The 15,223-nt window shown below is 68.3% G+C and carries 16 protein-coding genes, 1 pseudogene and 1 riboswitch; of the genes and pseudogenes, 13 read left to right on the top strand and 4 right to left on the bottom strand.

Annotation, left to right across the window (positions count from 1 at the left end):
- The 4 genes from G3N93_RS19670 to iolG all read left to right on the top strand — a co-directional run.
- Positions 1-440, top strand: a 440-nt coding sequence (locus G3N93_RS19670; protein WP_206133754.1) for a substrate-binding domain-containing protein, incomplete at its 5' end; no start/stop codon positions are given.
- Between the two features lie 156 nt (positions 441-596).
- Positions 597-1,619 (top strand): xylose isomerase, encoded by a 1,023-nt coding sequence (locus G3N93_RS19665; protein ID WP_206133753.1) that lies wholly within the window; start codon positions 597-599, stop codon positions 1,617-1,619.
- A gap of 38 nt (positions 1,620-1,657) precedes the next feature.
- On the top strand, positions 1,658-2,485 hold the full coding sequence (locus G3N93_RS19660) for a TIM barrel protein (protein WP_206133752.1): 828 nt from the start codon (positions 1,658-1,660) through the stop codon (positions 2,483-2,485).
- A 71-nt stretch (positions 2,486-2,556) separates the two neighbouring features.
- The gene (gene iolG / locus G3N93_RS19655; RefSeq protein ID WP_174940275.1) at positions 2,557-3,543 is read left to right on the top strand and encodes an inositol 2-dehydrogenase; all 987 of its coding nucleotides are present in this window, start codon (positions 2,557-2,559) and stop codon (positions 3,541-3,543) included.
- 2 nt (positions 3,544-3,545) lie between these two features.
- Here the strand turns inward: iolG and G3N93_RS19650 are convergent, their stop codons facing one another.
- On the bottom strand, positions 3,546-3,737 hold the full coding sequence (locus G3N93_RS19650; RefSeq protein WP_174940273.1) for a hypothetical protein: 192 nt from the start codon (positions 3,735-3,737) through the stop codon (positions 3,546-3,548).
- On the opposite strand from G3N93_RS19650, the gene G3N93_RS19645 reads away from it, so the two are divergent.
- Positions 3,736-4,422, top strand: coding sequence for an HAD family phosphatase (locus G3N93_RS19645; protein WP_174942440.1), 687 nt, complete (start codon positions 3,736-3,738; stop codon positions 4,420-4,422). The two genes, G3N93_RS19650 and G3N93_RS19645, sit on opposite strands and share 2 nt — an antisense overlap.
- A 101-nt stretch (positions 4,423-4,523) precedes the next feature.
- Here G3N93_RS19645 and ribB read toward each other — a convergent pair whose 3' ends face one another.
- The 3 genes from ribB to G3N93_RS19630 all read right to left on the bottom strand — a co-directional run bounded on the left by ribB (position 4,524) and on the right by G3N93_RS19630 (position 7,805).
- Positions 4,524-5,234, bottom strand: a complete 711-nt coding sequence (gene ribB, locus G3N93_RS19640; RefSeq protein WP_174942437.1) for a 3,4-dihydroxy-2-butanone-4-phosphate synthase — start codon at positions 5,232-5,234, stop codon at positions 4,524-4,526.
- Between the two features lie 118 nt (positions 5,235-5,352).
- A riboswitch (FMN riboswitch) is annotated at positions 5,353-5,501 on the bottom strand.
- A 194-nt stretch (positions 5,502-5,695) separates the two neighbouring features.
- Entirely contained in the window at positions 5,696-6,397 is a 702-nt protein-coding gene (locus tag G3N93_RS19635) for a helix-turn-helix domain-containing protein (protein ID WP_069248802.1), read from the bottom strand.
- A gap of 232 nt (positions 6,398-6,629) precedes the next feature.
- A complete protein-coding gene (locus G3N93_RS19630; protein ID WP_206133751.1) occupies positions 6,630-7,805 on the bottom strand; it encodes an MFS transporter in 1,176 nt (391 codons plus the stop codon).
- A 144-nt stretch (positions 7,806-7,949) separates the two neighbouring features.
- Here G3N93_RS19630 and G3N93_RS19625 point away from each other — a divergent pair, with 144 nt between their 5' ends.
- From G3N93_RS19625 to G3N93_RS19590, 8 genes and pseudogenes are all read left to right on the top strand, one after another.
- Entirely contained in the window at positions 7,950-8,882 is a 933-nt protein-coding gene (locus G3N93_RS19625) for a LysR family transcriptional regulator (RefSeq protein WP_174940265.1), read from the top strand.
- A 216-nt stretch (positions 8,883-9,098) separates the two neighbouring features.
- Positions 9,099-10,472 (top strand): tRNA (N6-isopentenyl adenosine(37)-C2)-methylthiotransferase MiaB, encoded by a 1,374-nt coding sequence (miaB, locus tag G3N93_RS19620; protein WP_039360028.1) that lies wholly within the window; start codon positions 9,099-9,101, stop codon positions 10,470-10,472.
- Positions 10,473-10,501: 29 nt separating this feature from the next.
- Positions 10,502-11,548, top strand: a complete 1,047-nt coding sequence (locus G3N93_RS19615) for a PhoH family protein (protein ID WP_166963506.1) — start codon at positions 10,502-10,504, stop codon at positions 11,546-11,548.
- 147 nt (positions 11,549-11,695) lie between these two features.
- Positions 11,696-12,472, top strand: coding sequence for an rRNA maturation RNase YbeY (gene ybeY / locus G3N93_RS19610; protein WP_174942429.1), 777 nt, complete (start codon positions 11,696-11,698; stop codon positions 12,470-12,472).
- Between the two features lie 12 nt (positions 12,473-12,484).
- Positions 12,485-13,117 (top strand): gamma-glutamylcyclotransferase, encoded by a 633-nt coding sequence (locus G3N93_RS19605; protein ID WP_174940261.1) that lies wholly within the window; start codon positions 12,485-12,487, stop codon positions 13,115-13,117.
- Positions 13,118-13,187: 70 nt separating this feature from the next.
- On the top strand, positions 13,188-13,337 hold the full coding sequence (locus tag G3N93_RS19600) for a hypothetical protein (protein WP_174940259.1): 150 nt from the start codon (positions 13,188-13,190) through the stop codon (positions 13,335-13,337).
- 306 nt (positions 13,338-13,643) lie between these two features.
- Positions 13,644-14,531, top strand: coding sequence for an HlyC/CorC family transporter (locus G3N93_RS19595; RefSeq protein WP_011353131.1), 888 nt, complete (start codon positions 13,644-13,646; stop codon positions 14,529-14,531).
- Positions 14,532-14,583: 52 nt separating this feature from the next.
- A pseudogene (locus G3N93_RS19590) lies at positions 14,584-15,223 on the top strand (apolipoprotein N-acyltransferase); the annotation flags it as partial.

Genomic DNA, 15,223 nt, shown 5'->3' with positions numbered 1-15,223 from the left:
ACCGGATGGCAGGCTGCCGCGACCAGCTCGCCGAAGCGTTCGCCGCCGTCCGCTGCGACGACGAGCCGGTCGAGACGCTCGACCAGGACGACCGCTGCTACCGCGCCGTGACGAAGGCGCTGCAGGCGCACGACGACGTGGTCGCGATCTACAACAGCGGCGCCGGCTCGGCCGGCATCGAAGCGGCGCTGCGCAAGGCCGGCGCCGCCGGCCGCGTCGTGTGGATCGGCCACGAGATGATCGACCTGCACCGCACCTTCATCGAAGCCGGCGCGATGGATCTCGCGATCGACCAGGATCCGGACGGCCAGGTGATTTCCGCGCTGCAGCACGTGCTGCATGCGTGCGGGATCGTCGAACAGCCGCCGCCGGCCGATCCGGTCGAATTCCGCGTGTTCTGCCCGGCAAACGTGAGGACGAGCGCCTACCTGCCGGCCTGAATTCCGACGTCCGGCACACCGTCCGTCGCGCCGCATGCGCGTCGCGAAAAAATCGACCGCTGCATTGGCGATTTTTCGTCAACGTTTGTCATGCAGCCCGCGCCGCGCATCCGTACATTGGGCAGCCAATCCCATGACAACCGCGGACAGGAGACGATGGCTGAACCGATCCTCATCGGCGTGAACCTCGACGGCGTGCTCGAACACGACGGCCTGCCGCTGCCCGCTCCCGCCGAACGCTTCCGGATGGTCGCCGGTGCCGGCGTATTCGACTATGTCGAAAAGAATCCGGCGCGCGGCGAAGACCTGTCGCCGTATTTCGCGCTGGTCGAACGCCATGCGCTGCCGATTCGCGTGATCGGCGGCATCTGGTGTGCGGGACGCGATGAAGCACACGTCGCCGAGATCGTCGACGCGGGTGCGCGTTTCGGCAGCACGGTGCTCAACTGCCAGCTGTATGCACATCACGCGGATGGCCATCCGCTGTCCGACCGCGAAGTCGCCGATTTCTACCTGCGCACCTACGAGCGCGGCGAACGGGCCGGATGCCTGCCGAGCCTCGAAGTGCACGTCGACATGTGGAGCGAGGACTTCACGCGCGTCGCACGCGTCGCGCGGCATGTCGAACAGGCCGGCGTGCCGTTCCGGATCACGCTCGATCATTCGCACCTGCTGTTCAAGATCGGCAATCGCACAGAGCTCGACGCATCGGGCATGCACGACGCAGTCGACAACGGCCGCCGGTTGCTCGACCCTGCATCGCCCGACGCCCTCTACGCCGACTGGATCGCGCGCGGCTGGGTCCGGCATGCGCACGCGCGCAGCGTGATGCCGAACAATCCGGACAACCCGTGGATGCGCCGCGCCGACGGCCGGCCCGGGCGCGGCATCCAGTATCCGTTCGTCGCCCCCGCACCGGGCGCCTATCACGGCGCATGGCGCGCGGCGGCGCTCGATATGTGGAAGGCCGCGCTTCGGCAGTTGCTGCACGCGCAGGCCCACGTACAGCCAGCGCGCGTCGAGCAGATCAGCTGCGAGTTCATCCCGTTTCCCGACTACGGCGGCGGCGCACGCTATTCGATCTTCGACAACAACGTCGCGTGCGCGCACTGGCTGCGCGACACGTGGCATGCACTCGCCGCGCCGCCGACAGCCGACATCGCGCGCACCGGCACCTGATTCGGACCAGCCCCCACTCGAGACCCAAGGACAGAACGATGACGCAAGCCTTCCACTTCTCGCTGAACCGGATGAGCGCACCGCGCTTGCCGTTCGACCGTTACGTCGCGCTGTGCCGGCGCCTCGGCGTCGACACGATCGAGATCCGCAACGATCTCGACGGCGTCGAGATCGCCGACGGCACGCCGGCCGCCGCCGTACGCGCAACGGCCGAAGCCGGCGGCGTAACGATCCTGACGATCAACGCACTGCAGCGCTTCGAGCAATGGAACGGCGAGCGCGCGGACGAGGCGACCGTGCTGGCCGACTATGCGGCGCAATGCGGCGCGCGTGCGCTGGTGCTGTGCCCGACCAACAGCCGCGGCGATACACGCAGCGCGGACGAGCACCACACGGATCTCGTGAAGGCGCTGAAGGCGCTCAAGCCGATCCTCGACGCGCGCGGCCTGCTCGGCTTCATCGAGCCGCTCGGTTTCGAGGAATGCGCGCTGCGCCGCAAGTCGGATGCGGTGAAGGGCATCTACGACGCGGCGGGCGAGCAGGTGTTCCGGCTCGTGCACGACACGTTCCACCATCACCTGTCGGGCGAGGACATCTTCTTCCCGAACCTGACGGGCCTCGTGCACATCTCGGGCGTCGAGGAGCACGACCTGCCGGTCGACCGGATGCGCGACGGCCATCGCGTGCTGGTCGGCGGCGCCGACCGGCTCGGCAATATCCGGCAACTGCGCGAACTGCTCGCGCGCGGCTACCGCGGCGCGTTCTCGTTCGAGCCGTTCGCGAACGAAATTGCCGAAGCCGACGACATCGAGGACCGGCTGCGTTCGAGCATCGACTACGTGCGCGGTGAACTCGCGAGTCAATGACCGTCGCCAGGTTGCGCGGCCGCCTTTAACCGCGGGTCAGCACACAATCACCTAATCAACAGGAGAACGGAATGATCGAATTCGCGTTGTTCGGCGCGGGACGCATCGGCAAGATCCACGCGGCGAATCTCGCGCGCCATCCGGGTGCGAAGCTGAAGTACGTGGTCGACCGACACGCGCCGTCGGCCGACGCGCTGGCCCACGCGCACGGCGCGCAGGTGGCCGACGTCGAGCGCGCGCTCGGCGATCCGGCGGTCAGGGCAGTCGTGATCGCATCGAGCACCGACACGCACGCGGACCTGATCGTCGCGGCGGCGAACGCGGGCAAGGCCGTGTTCTGCGAGAAGCCCGTCGACCTGACCGTCGAGCGCTCGCGTGCGTGCGCGGATGTCGTCCGGCGCAGCGGCGTGACCTGCATGATCGGCTTCCAGCGCCGCTTCGACCCGACGTTCGCCGCGCTGAAGGCGCGCGTCGAGCGCGGCGAGATCGGCGCACCGGAAATGCTGGTCGTCACGAGCCGCGATCCGGGCGCGCCGCCCGTCGACTACATCCGCAGTTCGGGCGGCATCTTCAAGGACATGCTGATCCACGATTTCGACGTGTTCCGCTGGATCCTCGGCGACGAAGCGCAGACGCTGCACGCAACCGGCAGCTGCCTGACCGATCCGGCCGTGCACGATGCAGGCGACATCGATTCGACCGCCGTGACGATCCGCACGCGACGCGGGCTGCTGTGCCAGATCAACACGTCGCGGCGCGCGGCCTACGGCTACGACCAGCGGTTCGAACTGCTCGGCAGCAACGGGATGCTGCAGGCCGGCAACGTGCGGCCGACCGAGGTGAGCGCGTGGCTCGCGGCCGGCATCGCGACGGATGTGCCGGAGCCGTTCTTCCTCGAGCGCTACCGGCATGCCTACGCGGCCGAGATCGCGCACTTCGTCGACGCGCTGCGCGACGGCACGCCGGTCCGCACGACGATCGACGACGGGCTCGCCGCGCTCGAACTCGCCGAGGCCGCGATGACGTCATGGAAAACGGGGCGCGTAATCGAGCTGTAACGTCACCGGTAGCAAGCGGCGGCGAACCGCGCAAGCGGGCCGCCGCCAGACGATCGGCAGCCCACCCGGACGACACACCACGAGCGCGCGATCGCATCGGGAAAATTTGCCGAAGCGTCGCGCGGCATGTGCGTGAAAGCACGTATGATGGCGAATTGATCTGCGTCGCCGACATCCCGCTTTTTCACCACCATGCTCGATCACCTCATCTGCGACTGCGACGGCGTGCTCGTCGACAGCGAAGTCATCGCCGACCGCGTACTGCTCGACACGCTGTCCGCCACGTTCCCGAATCTCGATTTCGAGGCCGCCGCCAAGTCGGCGTTCGGCCAGCAGACGTCGCGCTTCCTGGCGGGAATCGAATCCCGCTTCGGGATCGAGATGCCCGCCAATTTCATCGAGACCATCGAGCACAATATCGAGAGCGCGCTGGCGCAATCGCTCGCGCCGATCTCCGGCGTGCGCGACGCGCTGCTGAAGGTGACCCTGCCGGCGGCCGTCGTGTCGAACAGCCGGCTCGCGCGCGTGCGCAGCTCGCTGAAGCGCGCGTCGCTCACCGAGATCTTCGGCGATCGCGTGTTCAGCTCCGAGCAGGTCGCGCGGCCGAAGCCCTACCCCGACGTCTATCTGCATGCGGCGCACACGCTCGGCGTCGCGCCGGAGCGTTGCATCGTCGTCGAGGACAGCGTGTCGGGATTGAATGCCGCGCGGGCGGCAGGCATGAAGACGATCGCATTCGTCGGCGCGAGCCACATCCCCGACAACTACGCGGACGCGCTGCGCGCGATGGGCATCACGCGGATCATGCGCAAGATGGACGAACTGCCGGCGTTCGTCGAAGCCGGCGTGCGCGGCGAATTCGGAGACGTACAGTCCTGATGGTCGTACCGTCCCGATCGGGCTGATCGGGACGATCCGGCGTGCGCCGGTTCACGCACGCCGTACCACGGGCGCTCGAGCGCGCCCGCGCTCCCCTTCCCTCAGGCCGGTTCGCAGCAGCGCTCGCGCGCGGCGGCCAGCGCCTCGCGGAACTCGACGAGTTCCGCGATCGTCAGCATCGGCAGCCCGTGCTGTTGCGCGAAACGCTCGACATCGTCGCCGCGCGTCATCGTGCCGTCCGGATTCATCAGCTCGCACAGCACGCCGGCCGGCTTCAGGCCCGCGAGGATCGACAGGTCGACCGTGCCTTCGGTGTGACCACGGCGTGCCAGCACGCCGCCCGGTTGCGCACGCAACGGAAACACGTGGCCGGGGCGCACGATGTCGTGCGGCTTCGCATCTTCCGCGATCGCCGCGCGGATCGTCGTCACGCGATCGGCCGCCGATACACCCGTATGCACGCCTTCGCGTGCCTCGATCGAGACGGTGAACGCGGTGCCGTTGCGGCTCTCGTTGGTCTGCACCATCGGCGGCAACTCGAGCGCACGCACGGTGTCGTCGGTCAGGCACAGGCACACGATGCCGCTGCATTCGCGGATCAGCAGTGCCATCGTCTCGGGCGTGATGCGCTCGGCGGCAACGATCAGGTCGGCTTCGTTCTCGCGGTCGTGGTCGTCCTGCAGCACGACCGCACGGCCTGCGCGCATCGCATCGAGCGCGGCGGCGATGCGCGGCGGCACCGGTTCGGAATCCAGCAACGGGAGATCGGCAAAGGCGTCGGCGGGTGCCGACGAAACGGACATCAAGGACATGTGAAACGCTCCTCGCTAATACGATTTGGGCGAAAAACGTTTCAGGGCATTGCAAACAGACAGAACGACAACCCGCTTCGCACGCATGGCGAAGCGGTCCTGACGGACATGACTATCTGCACATCTTCTCTCATCCGGACTATGACCGTCGGCTCTGGCATTCGACCAGATCTGCTGACCCCGCGCGGATGCGCGGGCGCTCGCGGGCTCGCCGGCTTACGCCAGCCTACCGCCGGTGGGGAATTTCGCCCCGCCCTGAAGACGCACTGATTGCCGGATGGAGCAACCCCATCTGCGGCGGGCCAAGCATACAACAGCTGCGCGCGCGGCGCAGCGAACACCTGTTAAAACCTTACTGACGACCCCGTCTAACGGCATCGTCCAAACGGCCGACGGGCGCCTCGCGATCGCGCCCGAACGACGCGCACGCAGCCCGCTTCCGTGCGACCTGCGTTGCGCGATCAGCCGGCCGCGTGCGCGGCATGAGCCGCGTGCGCCGCGTCGGGCACGAGCCAGCGCGGCGGCACTTCGGGGCTCACCGTCACGCGAAACGCCCGCGCTTCGCTGTCGCCCGGGTTGCGCAGGCTGTACGGCTGGTCGGCATCGAACACGATCGCATCGCCGGTCGCGAGCAACTGGCGGCGGTCATGCACGCTGACTTCGAGCGTGCCCTCGCTGACGACGAGGTTGACCGTCGTGCCGGGCGCGCGGCGTGCGCCGGGCTCCGTATGCAGCGGCGCGATCCGCAGCTCGTGGAACTCGGCCGCGGCCGGCTCGCCTTCCGGGTACAGCGCGCGCGCCGAGAAACGGCCGTTCGAACTGACGACCCGCGACGCACGCTCGGCCGCCAGATGCTCGAAGCCGTTCACCGCATGGCGGCGCAGGAAGGCGGCGACCGATACCTTCAGCGCCGCGGCGATCTTGCAGAGCACCTTGATCGACGGCACGCTGCGCGCCGACTCGATCTGCGCGAGCATCGCACGCGACACGCCGGACAGCCGCGCGAGCGCATCGAGCGACAGCTGCCGCTCCGCGCGCAACCGCGCGAGGTTCACGCCGACGACCTGTTCGAGAACGTCGAGCGACGCGGACGCCCGCGCATCGGCGGCGTTGCCGGACTCGAAGGAAGACACGTCGCGCACCAGCGCCAGGGATGAAGACATAGCATTGCCTCCGGGCCGCATGTGCAGCCCTGCGTATGGGGTAAGCCGGGATCGGAATCGGGTTGCGCCAGCAACGGCGCGTATCGAGACGCTATCACCCGGTCTTGCGCCGGCAAACGAAGTTATCTTCACACCGTTATCAGCATCGCGGAGGAATGCGTTCCTCGCGAACCATTTCCCGCCGCTATCGCGTCGCACGGGCGCCGCTCATTGCACCGGTAATTGCCACCGCTCATTGCGCCGCGGGCGCCGCGCCGCGTGCCGGCCCGCGCGCATCGAGCCGCATCGCGAACCACGTGACGACGAGCGCCGCGAACGTCACCGCGACGGCGACCCACGGCAGCGCGTCCAGCGCGACGCCGTGCTCCAGCGCAAGGCCGCCGAGCCACGCGCCCAGCGCATTGCCGACGTTGAACGCGCCGATGTTCAGCGTCGACGCGAGATGCGGCGCGCTCGCGGCCTTCTCGACCACGTGCGCCTGGAGCGGCGGCACCGTCGCGAACGCGGCGATTCCCCATACGAACACGGTGACGGCCGCCGCGACCGGATGGTGGCTCGTCTTGGCGAACACGACCATCACGGCCATCAGCGCGACGAGGATCGCGATCAACGACGGCATCAGCGCGCGGTCGGCGAGCTTGCCGCCGAGCGTGTTGCCGATCGTCAGCCCCGCGCCGAACAGCACGAGGATCAGCGCGACCGCGCGCGGCGAATAGCCCGACACGGACTGGAGAATCGGCGCGATGTACGTGAACACGACGAACACGCCGCCGAAGCCGAGCACGGTCATCAACAGTGCGAGCCACACCTGCGGCTCCTTCAGCACGCGCACTTCGTGGCCGAGGCCGACCGGCCCGCTGTCGTGGCGGTTCGGCACGAGCGCGGCGACGCCGCCGAGCGCCAGCACGCCGAGCGCGGCGACGATCCAGAACGACGCACGCCAGCCGAGCAACTGGCCGACGAAAGTACCGAACGGCACGCCGAGCACGTTCGACAGCGTGAGCCCCGTGAACATCAATGCGATCGCGCTCGCACGCTTGTCGGTCGGCACGAGCGACGCGGCGACCACCGCGCCGATCCCGAAGAACGAACCGTGCGCGAACGACGTGACGACGCGCGCGACCATCAGCATCGCGTAGCCGGACGCGGTCGCGCACAGCACGTTGCCGACGATGAAGATCGCCATCAGCAACTGCAGTGCGGCCTTGCGCGGCATGCGGCTCGTCAGCACCGCGAGCAGCGGCGCGCCGGCCGCGACGCCGAGCGCGTAGCCCGTGACCAGCAGGCCGGCCGACGGCAGCGACACGGCCAGGTCGTGCGCGACTTCGGGCAGCAGGCCCATGATGATGAACTCGGTGGTACCGATGGCGAAGGCGCTGATCGCAAGCGCCAGTAACGGGATGGGCATGACGTTCTCCGGAAGGCGGCGGACGCGGCGGCCGGTCGGTGCCGCGCCGCACAAAAGGCAGGATGTGCGCATTGTCCCGAAGATGCCTATATTTGATAATTGGCGTGGCATTTGAACCATTTTCAAATAATTCTGAAAAATCGCATGGATCGACTGGGCGATATCCGGCTGTTCGTCGAAGCGGCCGAACTGGGCAGCCTGTCCGCCGCCGGGCGCAAGCTGAACCTCACGCCGGCCGCCGCGAGCGCGCGCCTCGCGAAGCTCGAGGCGGCGGTCGCCACCCGGCTGTTCGACCGTTCGACCCGGCAGTTGCGGCTCACCGACGAGGGCCGCCTGTACCTGAACGGCTGCCGGCAGGCGTTGCAGGCGCTCGACGACGCGAACGCGCTGCTGCAGGCCGGGCGCAACGTCGTCGGCGGCCGGGTGCGGCTGTCGGCGACGTCCGATTTCGGCCGCCGGCGGCTGCTCGACTGGCTCGACGAATTCACCGCGCGATACCCGGACGTGACGTTCTCGCTGACGGCGTCCGACTCGACGGTGAACCTGTGGCAGGACGAGATCGACCTCGCGATCCGCTTCGCGGCGCCGCCCGACGGCGCGCTGATCGCCCGCCGGCTTGCCGCGGACCGGCGTGTGCCGTGCGCGGCGCCGTCTTTCATCGAACGCCACGGCGTGCCGAGTGATCCGCACGATCTGGCCCGCTTTCCATGCAACGTGATCACGGTGGCGTCCGGCCCGATGAACACGTGGCGCTTCACGCGCGGCCACGACACGCAGACCTGCACGGTGCCGCTTGCCACCGCGTTCGAGACCAACGACGGCGGCCTAGCCCGCGAATGGGCGCTGCGCGGCCGCGGCATCGTGCTGAACTCGATCTGGGATGTCGCCGACGACATCCGCGCCGGGCGGCTCAAGGTCCTGCTGCCCGACTGGCGGCACCAGAGCGCGCCCCTGCACGCGATCTATCCCGGCAAGCGCTACATGGCGCCGCGCGTGCGCGTGCTGCTCGACTTTCTCGCCGAACGCTTCGCGCGCGAGGAAGCCGCGCACGAAGACCTGCTGAACGCGTGCCGCTGACGGCCGGCACGCCACCGTTCAGGGGTCGGAACGTGACGGACGGCGTCGCGCGGCCGCAACCCGCCCCCCGTCCCGGCCAGCATGAAAAGCTATAATGAAAGGCTTTCCCGACGGCTTTTCATGCTGGCTGCGCGCCATCCGCGTGCAGCGCACGGCCGTCCCGATTCACCCTATAGACGACGCCCCCAGGTCAACCACTGCGAACGGCGAACCCCCATGACCAAGAAAGTTTACGTAAAGACCTTCGGCTGCCAGATGAACGAGTACGACTCGGACAAGATGGTGGACGTGCTGAATGCGGCCGAAGGCCTCGAAAAGACCGATACGCCGGAAGACGCGGACATCATCCTGTTCAACACGTGCTCGGTGCGTGAAAAGGCGCAGGAGAAGGTGTTCTCCGATCTCGGCCGCGTGCGCGAACTGAAGGAAGCGAAGCCCGGCCTGCTGATCGGCGTCGGCGGCTGTGTCGCGAGCCAGGAAGGCGCATCGATCGTGTCGCGCGCGCCGTACGTCGACCTCGTGTTCGGCCCGCAAACCCTGCATCGCCTGCCGCAGATGATCGACGCGCGCCGCGAGAGCGGCCGTGCGCAGGTCGACATCTCGTTCCCCGAAATCGAGAAGTTCGACCACCTGCCGCCCGCGCGCGTCGAGGGGCCGAGCGCGTTCGTGTCGATCATGGAAGGCTGCTCGAAGTACTGCAGCTACTGCGTGGTGCCGTACACGCGCGGCGATGAAGTGTCGCGCCCGCTCGACGACGTGCTGACCGAAGTGGCCGGCCTCGCCGACCAGGGCGTGCGCGAAGTCACGCTGCTCGGCCAGAACGTGAATGCGTATCGCGGCGCGCTGGCGGCCGGCTCGTCGGAAATCGCCGATTTCGCGACGCTGATCGAATACGTCGCCGACATCCCCGGCATCGAGCGGATCCGCTACACGACGTCGCACCCGAAGGAATTCACGCAGCGCCTGATCGACACCTACGCGAAGGTGCCGAAGCTCGTGAGCCACCTGCACCTGCCCGTCCAGCACGGCTCCGACCGCATCCTGATGGCGATGAAGCGCGGCTACACGGTGCTCGAATACAAGTCGGTGATCCGCAAGCTGCGCGCGATCCGCCCGGACCTGTCGCTGTCGACCGACATGATCGTCGGCTTCCCCGGCGAGACCGAGGACGATTTCGACAAGATGATGGCGCTCGTGCACGAGATGAGCTACGACACCAGCTTCTCGTTCATCTACAGCCCGCGCCCCGGCACGCCGGCCGCGAACCTGCACGACGACACGCCGCGTGAAGTGAAGCTCAAACGCCTGCAACATCTGCAGGCGACTATTGAAGAAAACGTCGCGCGCATCAGCCAGTCGATGGTCGGGAAGGTCGAACGGATCCTCGTCGAGGGCCCGTCGCGCAAGGACCCGAACGAACTCGCAGGCCGCACCGAGAACAACCGGGTCGTGAATTTCCCGGCGCCGCTCGCGTCGCACCCGCGCCTGATCGGCCAGATGATCGACGTGAAGATCAACCATGCGTACCCGCATTCGCTGCGCGGCGAGCTCGTGCTCGTCAGCGACGACGCGAGCGCGGCCACCCACTGACTGACGCTCAACAGGAGCCCGACGCCACTTTGAAGCCGACCCAAGCACTGGAATTCGTCGCGCCGCGCGACGACAACGCGCGCCTCGCCAACCTCTGCGGCCCGCTCGACGAGAACCTGCGGCAGATCGAACAGGCGCTCGACGTCACGCTGTCGCGACGCGGCCACCGGATCGCGATCCGCGGTCGCGGCGCCAAGCTCGCGCTCGCCGCGCTCGAGAACTTCTACAACCGCGCGCGCGATGCGCTGTCGGTCGACGACATCCAGCTCGCGCTGGTCGAAGTGCGCCACACGGCCGGCAACGGCCGCCAGGACACGCTCGACGTGCGCTTTCGCGGCGATCCCGACCATCCGTTCGACGACCCGGTCGTGCAGCTCGACGCCAGCGAGCCGGACGAGGAGCCCGCGCCGAAGCTCTACACGCGGCGCGCCGACCTGCGCGGCCGCACGCCGGCGCAGCGCGAGTACCTGAAGCAGATCCTGTCGCACGACGTGACGTTGGGCATCGGGCCGGCCGGCACGGGCAAGACCTACCTCGCGGTCGCCTGCGCGGTCGACGCGCTCGAGCGCGACCAGGTCAAGCGGATCGTGCTGACGCGCCCGGCCGTCGAGGCCGGCGAGCGGCTCGGCTTCCTGCCGGGCGATCTCGCGCAGAAGGTCGACCCGTACCTGCGTCCGCTGTACGACGCGCTGTACGACCTGCTCGGCTTCGACAAGACGGCGAAGATGTTCGAGCGCCAGATGATCGAGATCGCGCCGCTCGCGTACATGCGCGGCCGCACGCTGAACCACGCGTTCATCATCCTCGACGAGGCGCAGAACACGACGCCCGAGCAGATGAAGATGTTCCTCACGCGGATCGGCTTCGGCTCGAAGGCGGTCGTGACCGGCGACACGAGCCAGGTCGACCTGCCGCGCGGCCACAAGAGCGGCCTCGTCGAGGCGCAGCAGGTGCTCAACGGTGTGCGCGGCATCGCACTCACGCGCTTCACGAGCGCGGACGTCGTGCGCCATCCGCTCGTCGCGCGCATCGTCGAGGCATACGACGAATTCCACGCGCAACACCAGGACGGCTGACCGGCCGGCGGCGCCCGCACGCCGCCCTGACCCGACAGCCCGGCCCGGCCCGCCAGACGGCGCGCCGGGCTTTTTTTCGCCTGCCTGAATTCGGGTGCGATCGGCCGTTTGGTGTATCCTCAACGCGTCCTAATCGCCGCACGCGTCATGAAATCCTCCCGTTCTCGCAAGTCCGGGCGCGCCCAGTCCGCCGCGCCCGCCTCCCCCCGTCTTTCGCTGTTCGATGCGAAGGGCAAGGCCCGGACCGTCAACGCGCAAGGGCTGCGAATCGACTTTCCGGATGGCCGCAGCCTGATGTTCGACCTGTCGGGCAGTTCTGGAGAAGCCGCCGTCGCGATCGTCGCGCAGCACAACGATCCGGCCATGCGCGCGAAGCTCGCGCTGCAGCCCGAGCACTACGACAGCGTGACGCTGCACGTGGGCGCCGAGCCCGCACCGCGCGAAGACGACACCGAAGACGCGCTGCGCGAGCTGGAGCTCGATCTGTCCGTGCAGTACGGCGACGAAATCACGAGCGACGTGCGCAAGACGCTGCCCAAACGCAAGCTGATCGCCGAATGGATCGAGCCGGCGCTGTTCGCCAGCGCGCAGCTCACCGTGCGCTTCGTCGGCGAAGAAGAAGGCCGCACGCTGAACGCCGGCTACCGTCACAAGGACTACCCGACCAACGTGCTGACCTTCGCGTACGACGCGGCGCCCGACGGCACCGTGATCGGCGACCTCGTGCTGTGCTGCCCGGTGGTCGAGAAGGAAGCGCACGAGCAGGGCAAGCCGCTCACGGCCCACTACGCGCACCTGCTGGTGCACGGCGCGCTGCATGCGCAGGGCTACGACCACGAGACGAGCGACGAGGACGCGGCCGAAATGGAAGCGCTCGAAGTCGACATCCTCGCGAAGCTGGGCTTCCCGAACCCGTACCAGTAAGCCATCTGCACGATGCGCAACGCCGCGACGCTCCCGCCTGCCTACCCGCCGTCGATCGGCGACGGGCGCCTGCTGACGGAAGACGAGCTCGCGGCCTCGCTCGCGCACACGATGCGCGACTGGGACGGCCAGCAGGATCTCTGGCTGTTCGGCTATGGCTCGCTGATCTGGAACCCGGGATTGCCGACCGTCACCGCCGTGCGCGGCAAGGTGCACGGCTATCACCGCGGGCTCTACCTGTGGTCGCGCGTAAACCGCGGCACCCCTGAACGCCCGGGCCTCGTGCTCGCGCTCGATCGCGGCGGCTCGTGCTCGGGCATCGCATTCCGGCTCGCCGGCCCGACCGCGCAGCCGCACCTCGAAACGTTGTGGAAACGCGAGATGCCGATGGGTTCGTACCGGCCCGCGTGGCTGCCGTGCTCGCTGGAAAACGGCGAACGCGTGAACGCGCTCGCGTTCGTGATGCGCCGCGACGCGCCGACCTACACGGGCAAGCTGACCGATCCCGTCGTGAAGGAAGTGTTCGGCTGCGCGGCCGGCCGCTACGGCACGACGCTCGACTACGTGAGCCGCACGGTCGACGCGCTGCGCGCGAGCGGCATCCCCGATCGCGCACTGGAAGGGCTGCTCGCGCGATGCCGTTGACGCGGCCCGGCGCCCGGCTTGCCGCCACGCGCTGTCGCGCCGCGCGCGCATTCGAACGAGGGCACTCCCGATGAAACCGTCACGCTGGTCGCGTTGCAAGGTTGCCGCACTGATCGTCGCCGCAAGCGTTGTGCTGTCCGGCTGCGGAATACTGGGCTGCGGCGGCGCCGCGACCAACGGCGCGGCCGCCGGAGGCTGCTCGGCCGGCATGCGGTTCTGATCCGCGACGCGGCGAAGTCCGCGTGCGACAGAATGCCGCCGCAAGCTGCCCCGGCCGGACGTTTTCCCGCGTCATGGCGCCCCGCCCCTTCCGCACCCGTTTTTTGCCGCCGCTGCCCCGCCGCCCTTTTCTGAGATAGGATGGAACCGAGGACGATGTCGCGCCCGGCGCGGCCGTCCGCGAGCGGGGCCCGCGCGAGCTGCCCACCCTGGCCGTGCGGCCGGTGTGACACGGTCGCGTCGTGGCCTTGGTGTATCCTTGCCTACTCCGTGACAGCGCGCTCCGGCATGACCCGGGCGCACCACCATGAACGATTCGTATCCCAGTCGTAAGCCAACCGACAAACCGCAAGAAAAGCGCTCGCTGCTCGAGCGCCTGACCGACTTCATCTCGCCCGAGCCCGAATCCCGCGGCGAGCTGCTGGAAATCCTCCAGGATGCCCACGAGCGCAACCTGATCGACGCCGATTCGCTGTCGATGATCGAAGGCGTGTTCCAGGTATCCGACCTGTGCGCACGCGACATCATGGTGCCGCGCGCACAGATGGACGCGATCAACATCGCCGACAAGCCTGAAGATTTCATCCCGTTCGTCCTCGAGAAGGCGCACTCGCGCTACCCCGTGTACGAGGAGAACCGCGACAACGTCATCGGCGTGCTGCTCGCGAAGGATCTGCTGCGTTTCTATGCCGAAGAGGAATTCGACGTGCGCGGGATGCTGCGCCCGGCCGTGTTCATTCCCGAATCGAAGCGCCTGAACGTGCTGCTGCACGACTTCCGTGTGAACCGCAACCACCTCGCGATCGTCGTCGACGAATACGGCGGCGTCGCGGGCCTGATCACGATCGAGGACGTGCTCGAGCAGATCGTCGGCGACATCGAGGACGAATACGACTTCGACGAGGAAGCCGGCAACATCATCTCGGGGCCCGATGGCCGCTATCGCGTGCGCGCGCTCACCGAGATCGAACAGTTCAACGAGACGTTCGGCACCGATTTCCCCGACGACGAAGTCGACACGATCGGCGGGCTGATCACGCATCATTTCGGCCGCGTCCCGCATCGCGGCGAGAAGCTGCAGCTCGGCAACCTCGTGTTCGAGATCCAGCGCGGCGATGCGCGCCAGGTCCACGTACTGCTGGTGCGCCGCAATCCGCTCGCCAGCCGTCGCGCCGAAGCCTCGCACGAGGACTGACCGTCGCGCGCCAGCCGCGCGTTCCACAACCGCTCGCCCACTTTCGCTTCACATGGACGATCCGATCCTGTCCCGCCCGGCTGGCGGCCTGCTCGCGCCGACACCCGGCCGCGCGTTGCCGCGCTGGCACTACCCGGCCGCGCTGCTCGCCGGCGCAGCCAATACGCTCAGCTTCGCACCGACGCCGCACGGCGGCTGGCTGCAGCTCGTCGTATTCGTCTGGTTTTTCGCGCAGCTCACGCGCACCGCAAGCTGGCGCAGCGCCGCGCTCACCGGTGGCGCGTTCGGCTTCGGCAACTTCATCACCGGCATCTGGTGGCTCTACATCAGCATGCACGTGTACGGCGAGATGGCCGCGCCGCTCGCGGGCGGCGCGCTCGTGTTGTTCTCGCTGTACCTGTCGCTGTACCCGGCGTTCTCCGCCGGGCTGTGGTCGTTCTGCGCGGGCCATGCGTGGCATCGCCGCACGCCCGACCCGCGGCCGTTCTCGCCGACCTGGCACGGCGCATTCGCGTTCGCGAGCGCCTGGGCACTCGGCGAATGGCTGCGCGGCACCCTGTTCACCGGCTTCCCGTGGCTCGCCAGCGGCTATCCGCAGGTCGACGGCCCGTTCGCGGGCTTCGCGCCGGTCGCCGGCGTGTACGGGATCGCGTGGGTGCTCGCGCTGTTCGCCGCGCTCGTCGTGCAGGCGC

The sequence above is a fragment of the Burkholderia sp. Se-20378 genome, assembly GCF_017104665.1.
Taxonomy (GTDB): Bacteria; Pseudomonadota; Gammaproteobacteria; order Burkholderiales; family Burkholderiaceae; genus Burkholderia; species Burkholderia lata.
Note: the sequence above shows the minus strand (reverse complement) of the source record. Positions and strands in the feature narration are given on the sequence as shown.

Bases quoted from the DNA above. Each gene is read 5' to 3' on its own strand.
- G3N93_RS19605 (WP_174940261.1), top strand. From the start codon at position 12,485: ATGCGCAACGCCGCGACGCTCCCGCCTGCCTACCCGCCGTCGATCGGC.
- ribB (WP_174942437.1), bottom strand. From the start codon at position 5,234: ATGTCCTTGATGTCCGTTTCGTCGGCACCCGCCGACGCCTTTGCCGAT.
- G3N93_RS19660 (WP_206133752.1), top strand. From the start codon at position 1,658: ATGACGCAAGCCTTCCACTTCTCGCTGAACCGGATGAGCGCACCGCGC.
- ybeY (WP_174942429.1), top strand. From the start codon at position 11,696: ATGAAATCCTCCCGTTCTCGCAAGTCCGGGCGCGCCCAGTCCGCCGCG.
- G3N93_RS19595 (WP_011353131.1), top strand. From the start codon at position 13,644: ATGAACGATTCGTATCCCAGTCGTAAGCCAACCGACAAACCGCAAGAA.
- G3N93_RS19665 (WP_206133753.1), top strand. From the start codon at position 597: ATGGCTGAACCGATCCTCATCGGCGTGAACCTCGACGGCGTGCTCGAA.
- G3N93_RS19600 (WP_174940259.1), top strand. From the start codon at position 13,188: ATGAAACCGTCACGCTGGTCGCGTTGCAAGGTTGCCGCACTGATCGTC.
- G3N93_RS19630 (WP_206133751.1), bottom strand. From the start codon at position 7,805: ATGCCCATCCCGTTACTGGCGCTTGCGATCAGCGCCTTCGCCATCGGT.
- G3N93_RS19635 (WP_069248802.1), bottom strand. From the start codon at position 6,397: ATGTCTTCATCCCTGGCGCTGGTGCGCGACGTGTCTTCCTTCGAGTCC.
- G3N93_RS19645 (WP_174942440.1), top strand. From the start codon at position 3,736: ATGCTCGATCACCTCATCTGCGACTGCGACGGCGTGCTCGTCGACAGC.
- iolG (WP_174940275.1), top strand. From the start codon at position 2,557: ATGATCGAATTCGCGTTGTTCGGCGCGGGACGCATCGGCAAGATCCAC.
- G3N93_RS19650 (WP_174940273.1), bottom strand. From the start codon at position 3,737: ATGGTGGTGAAAAAGCGGGATGTCGGCGACGCAGATCAATTCGCCATC.
- G3N93_RS19625 (WP_174940265.1), top strand. From the start codon at position 7,950: ATGGATCGACTGGGCGATATCCGGCTGTTCGTCGAAGCGGCCGAACTG.
- miaB (WP_039360028.1), top strand. From the start codon at position 9,099: ATGACCAAGAAAGTTTACGTAAAGACCTTCGGCTGCCAGATGAACGAG.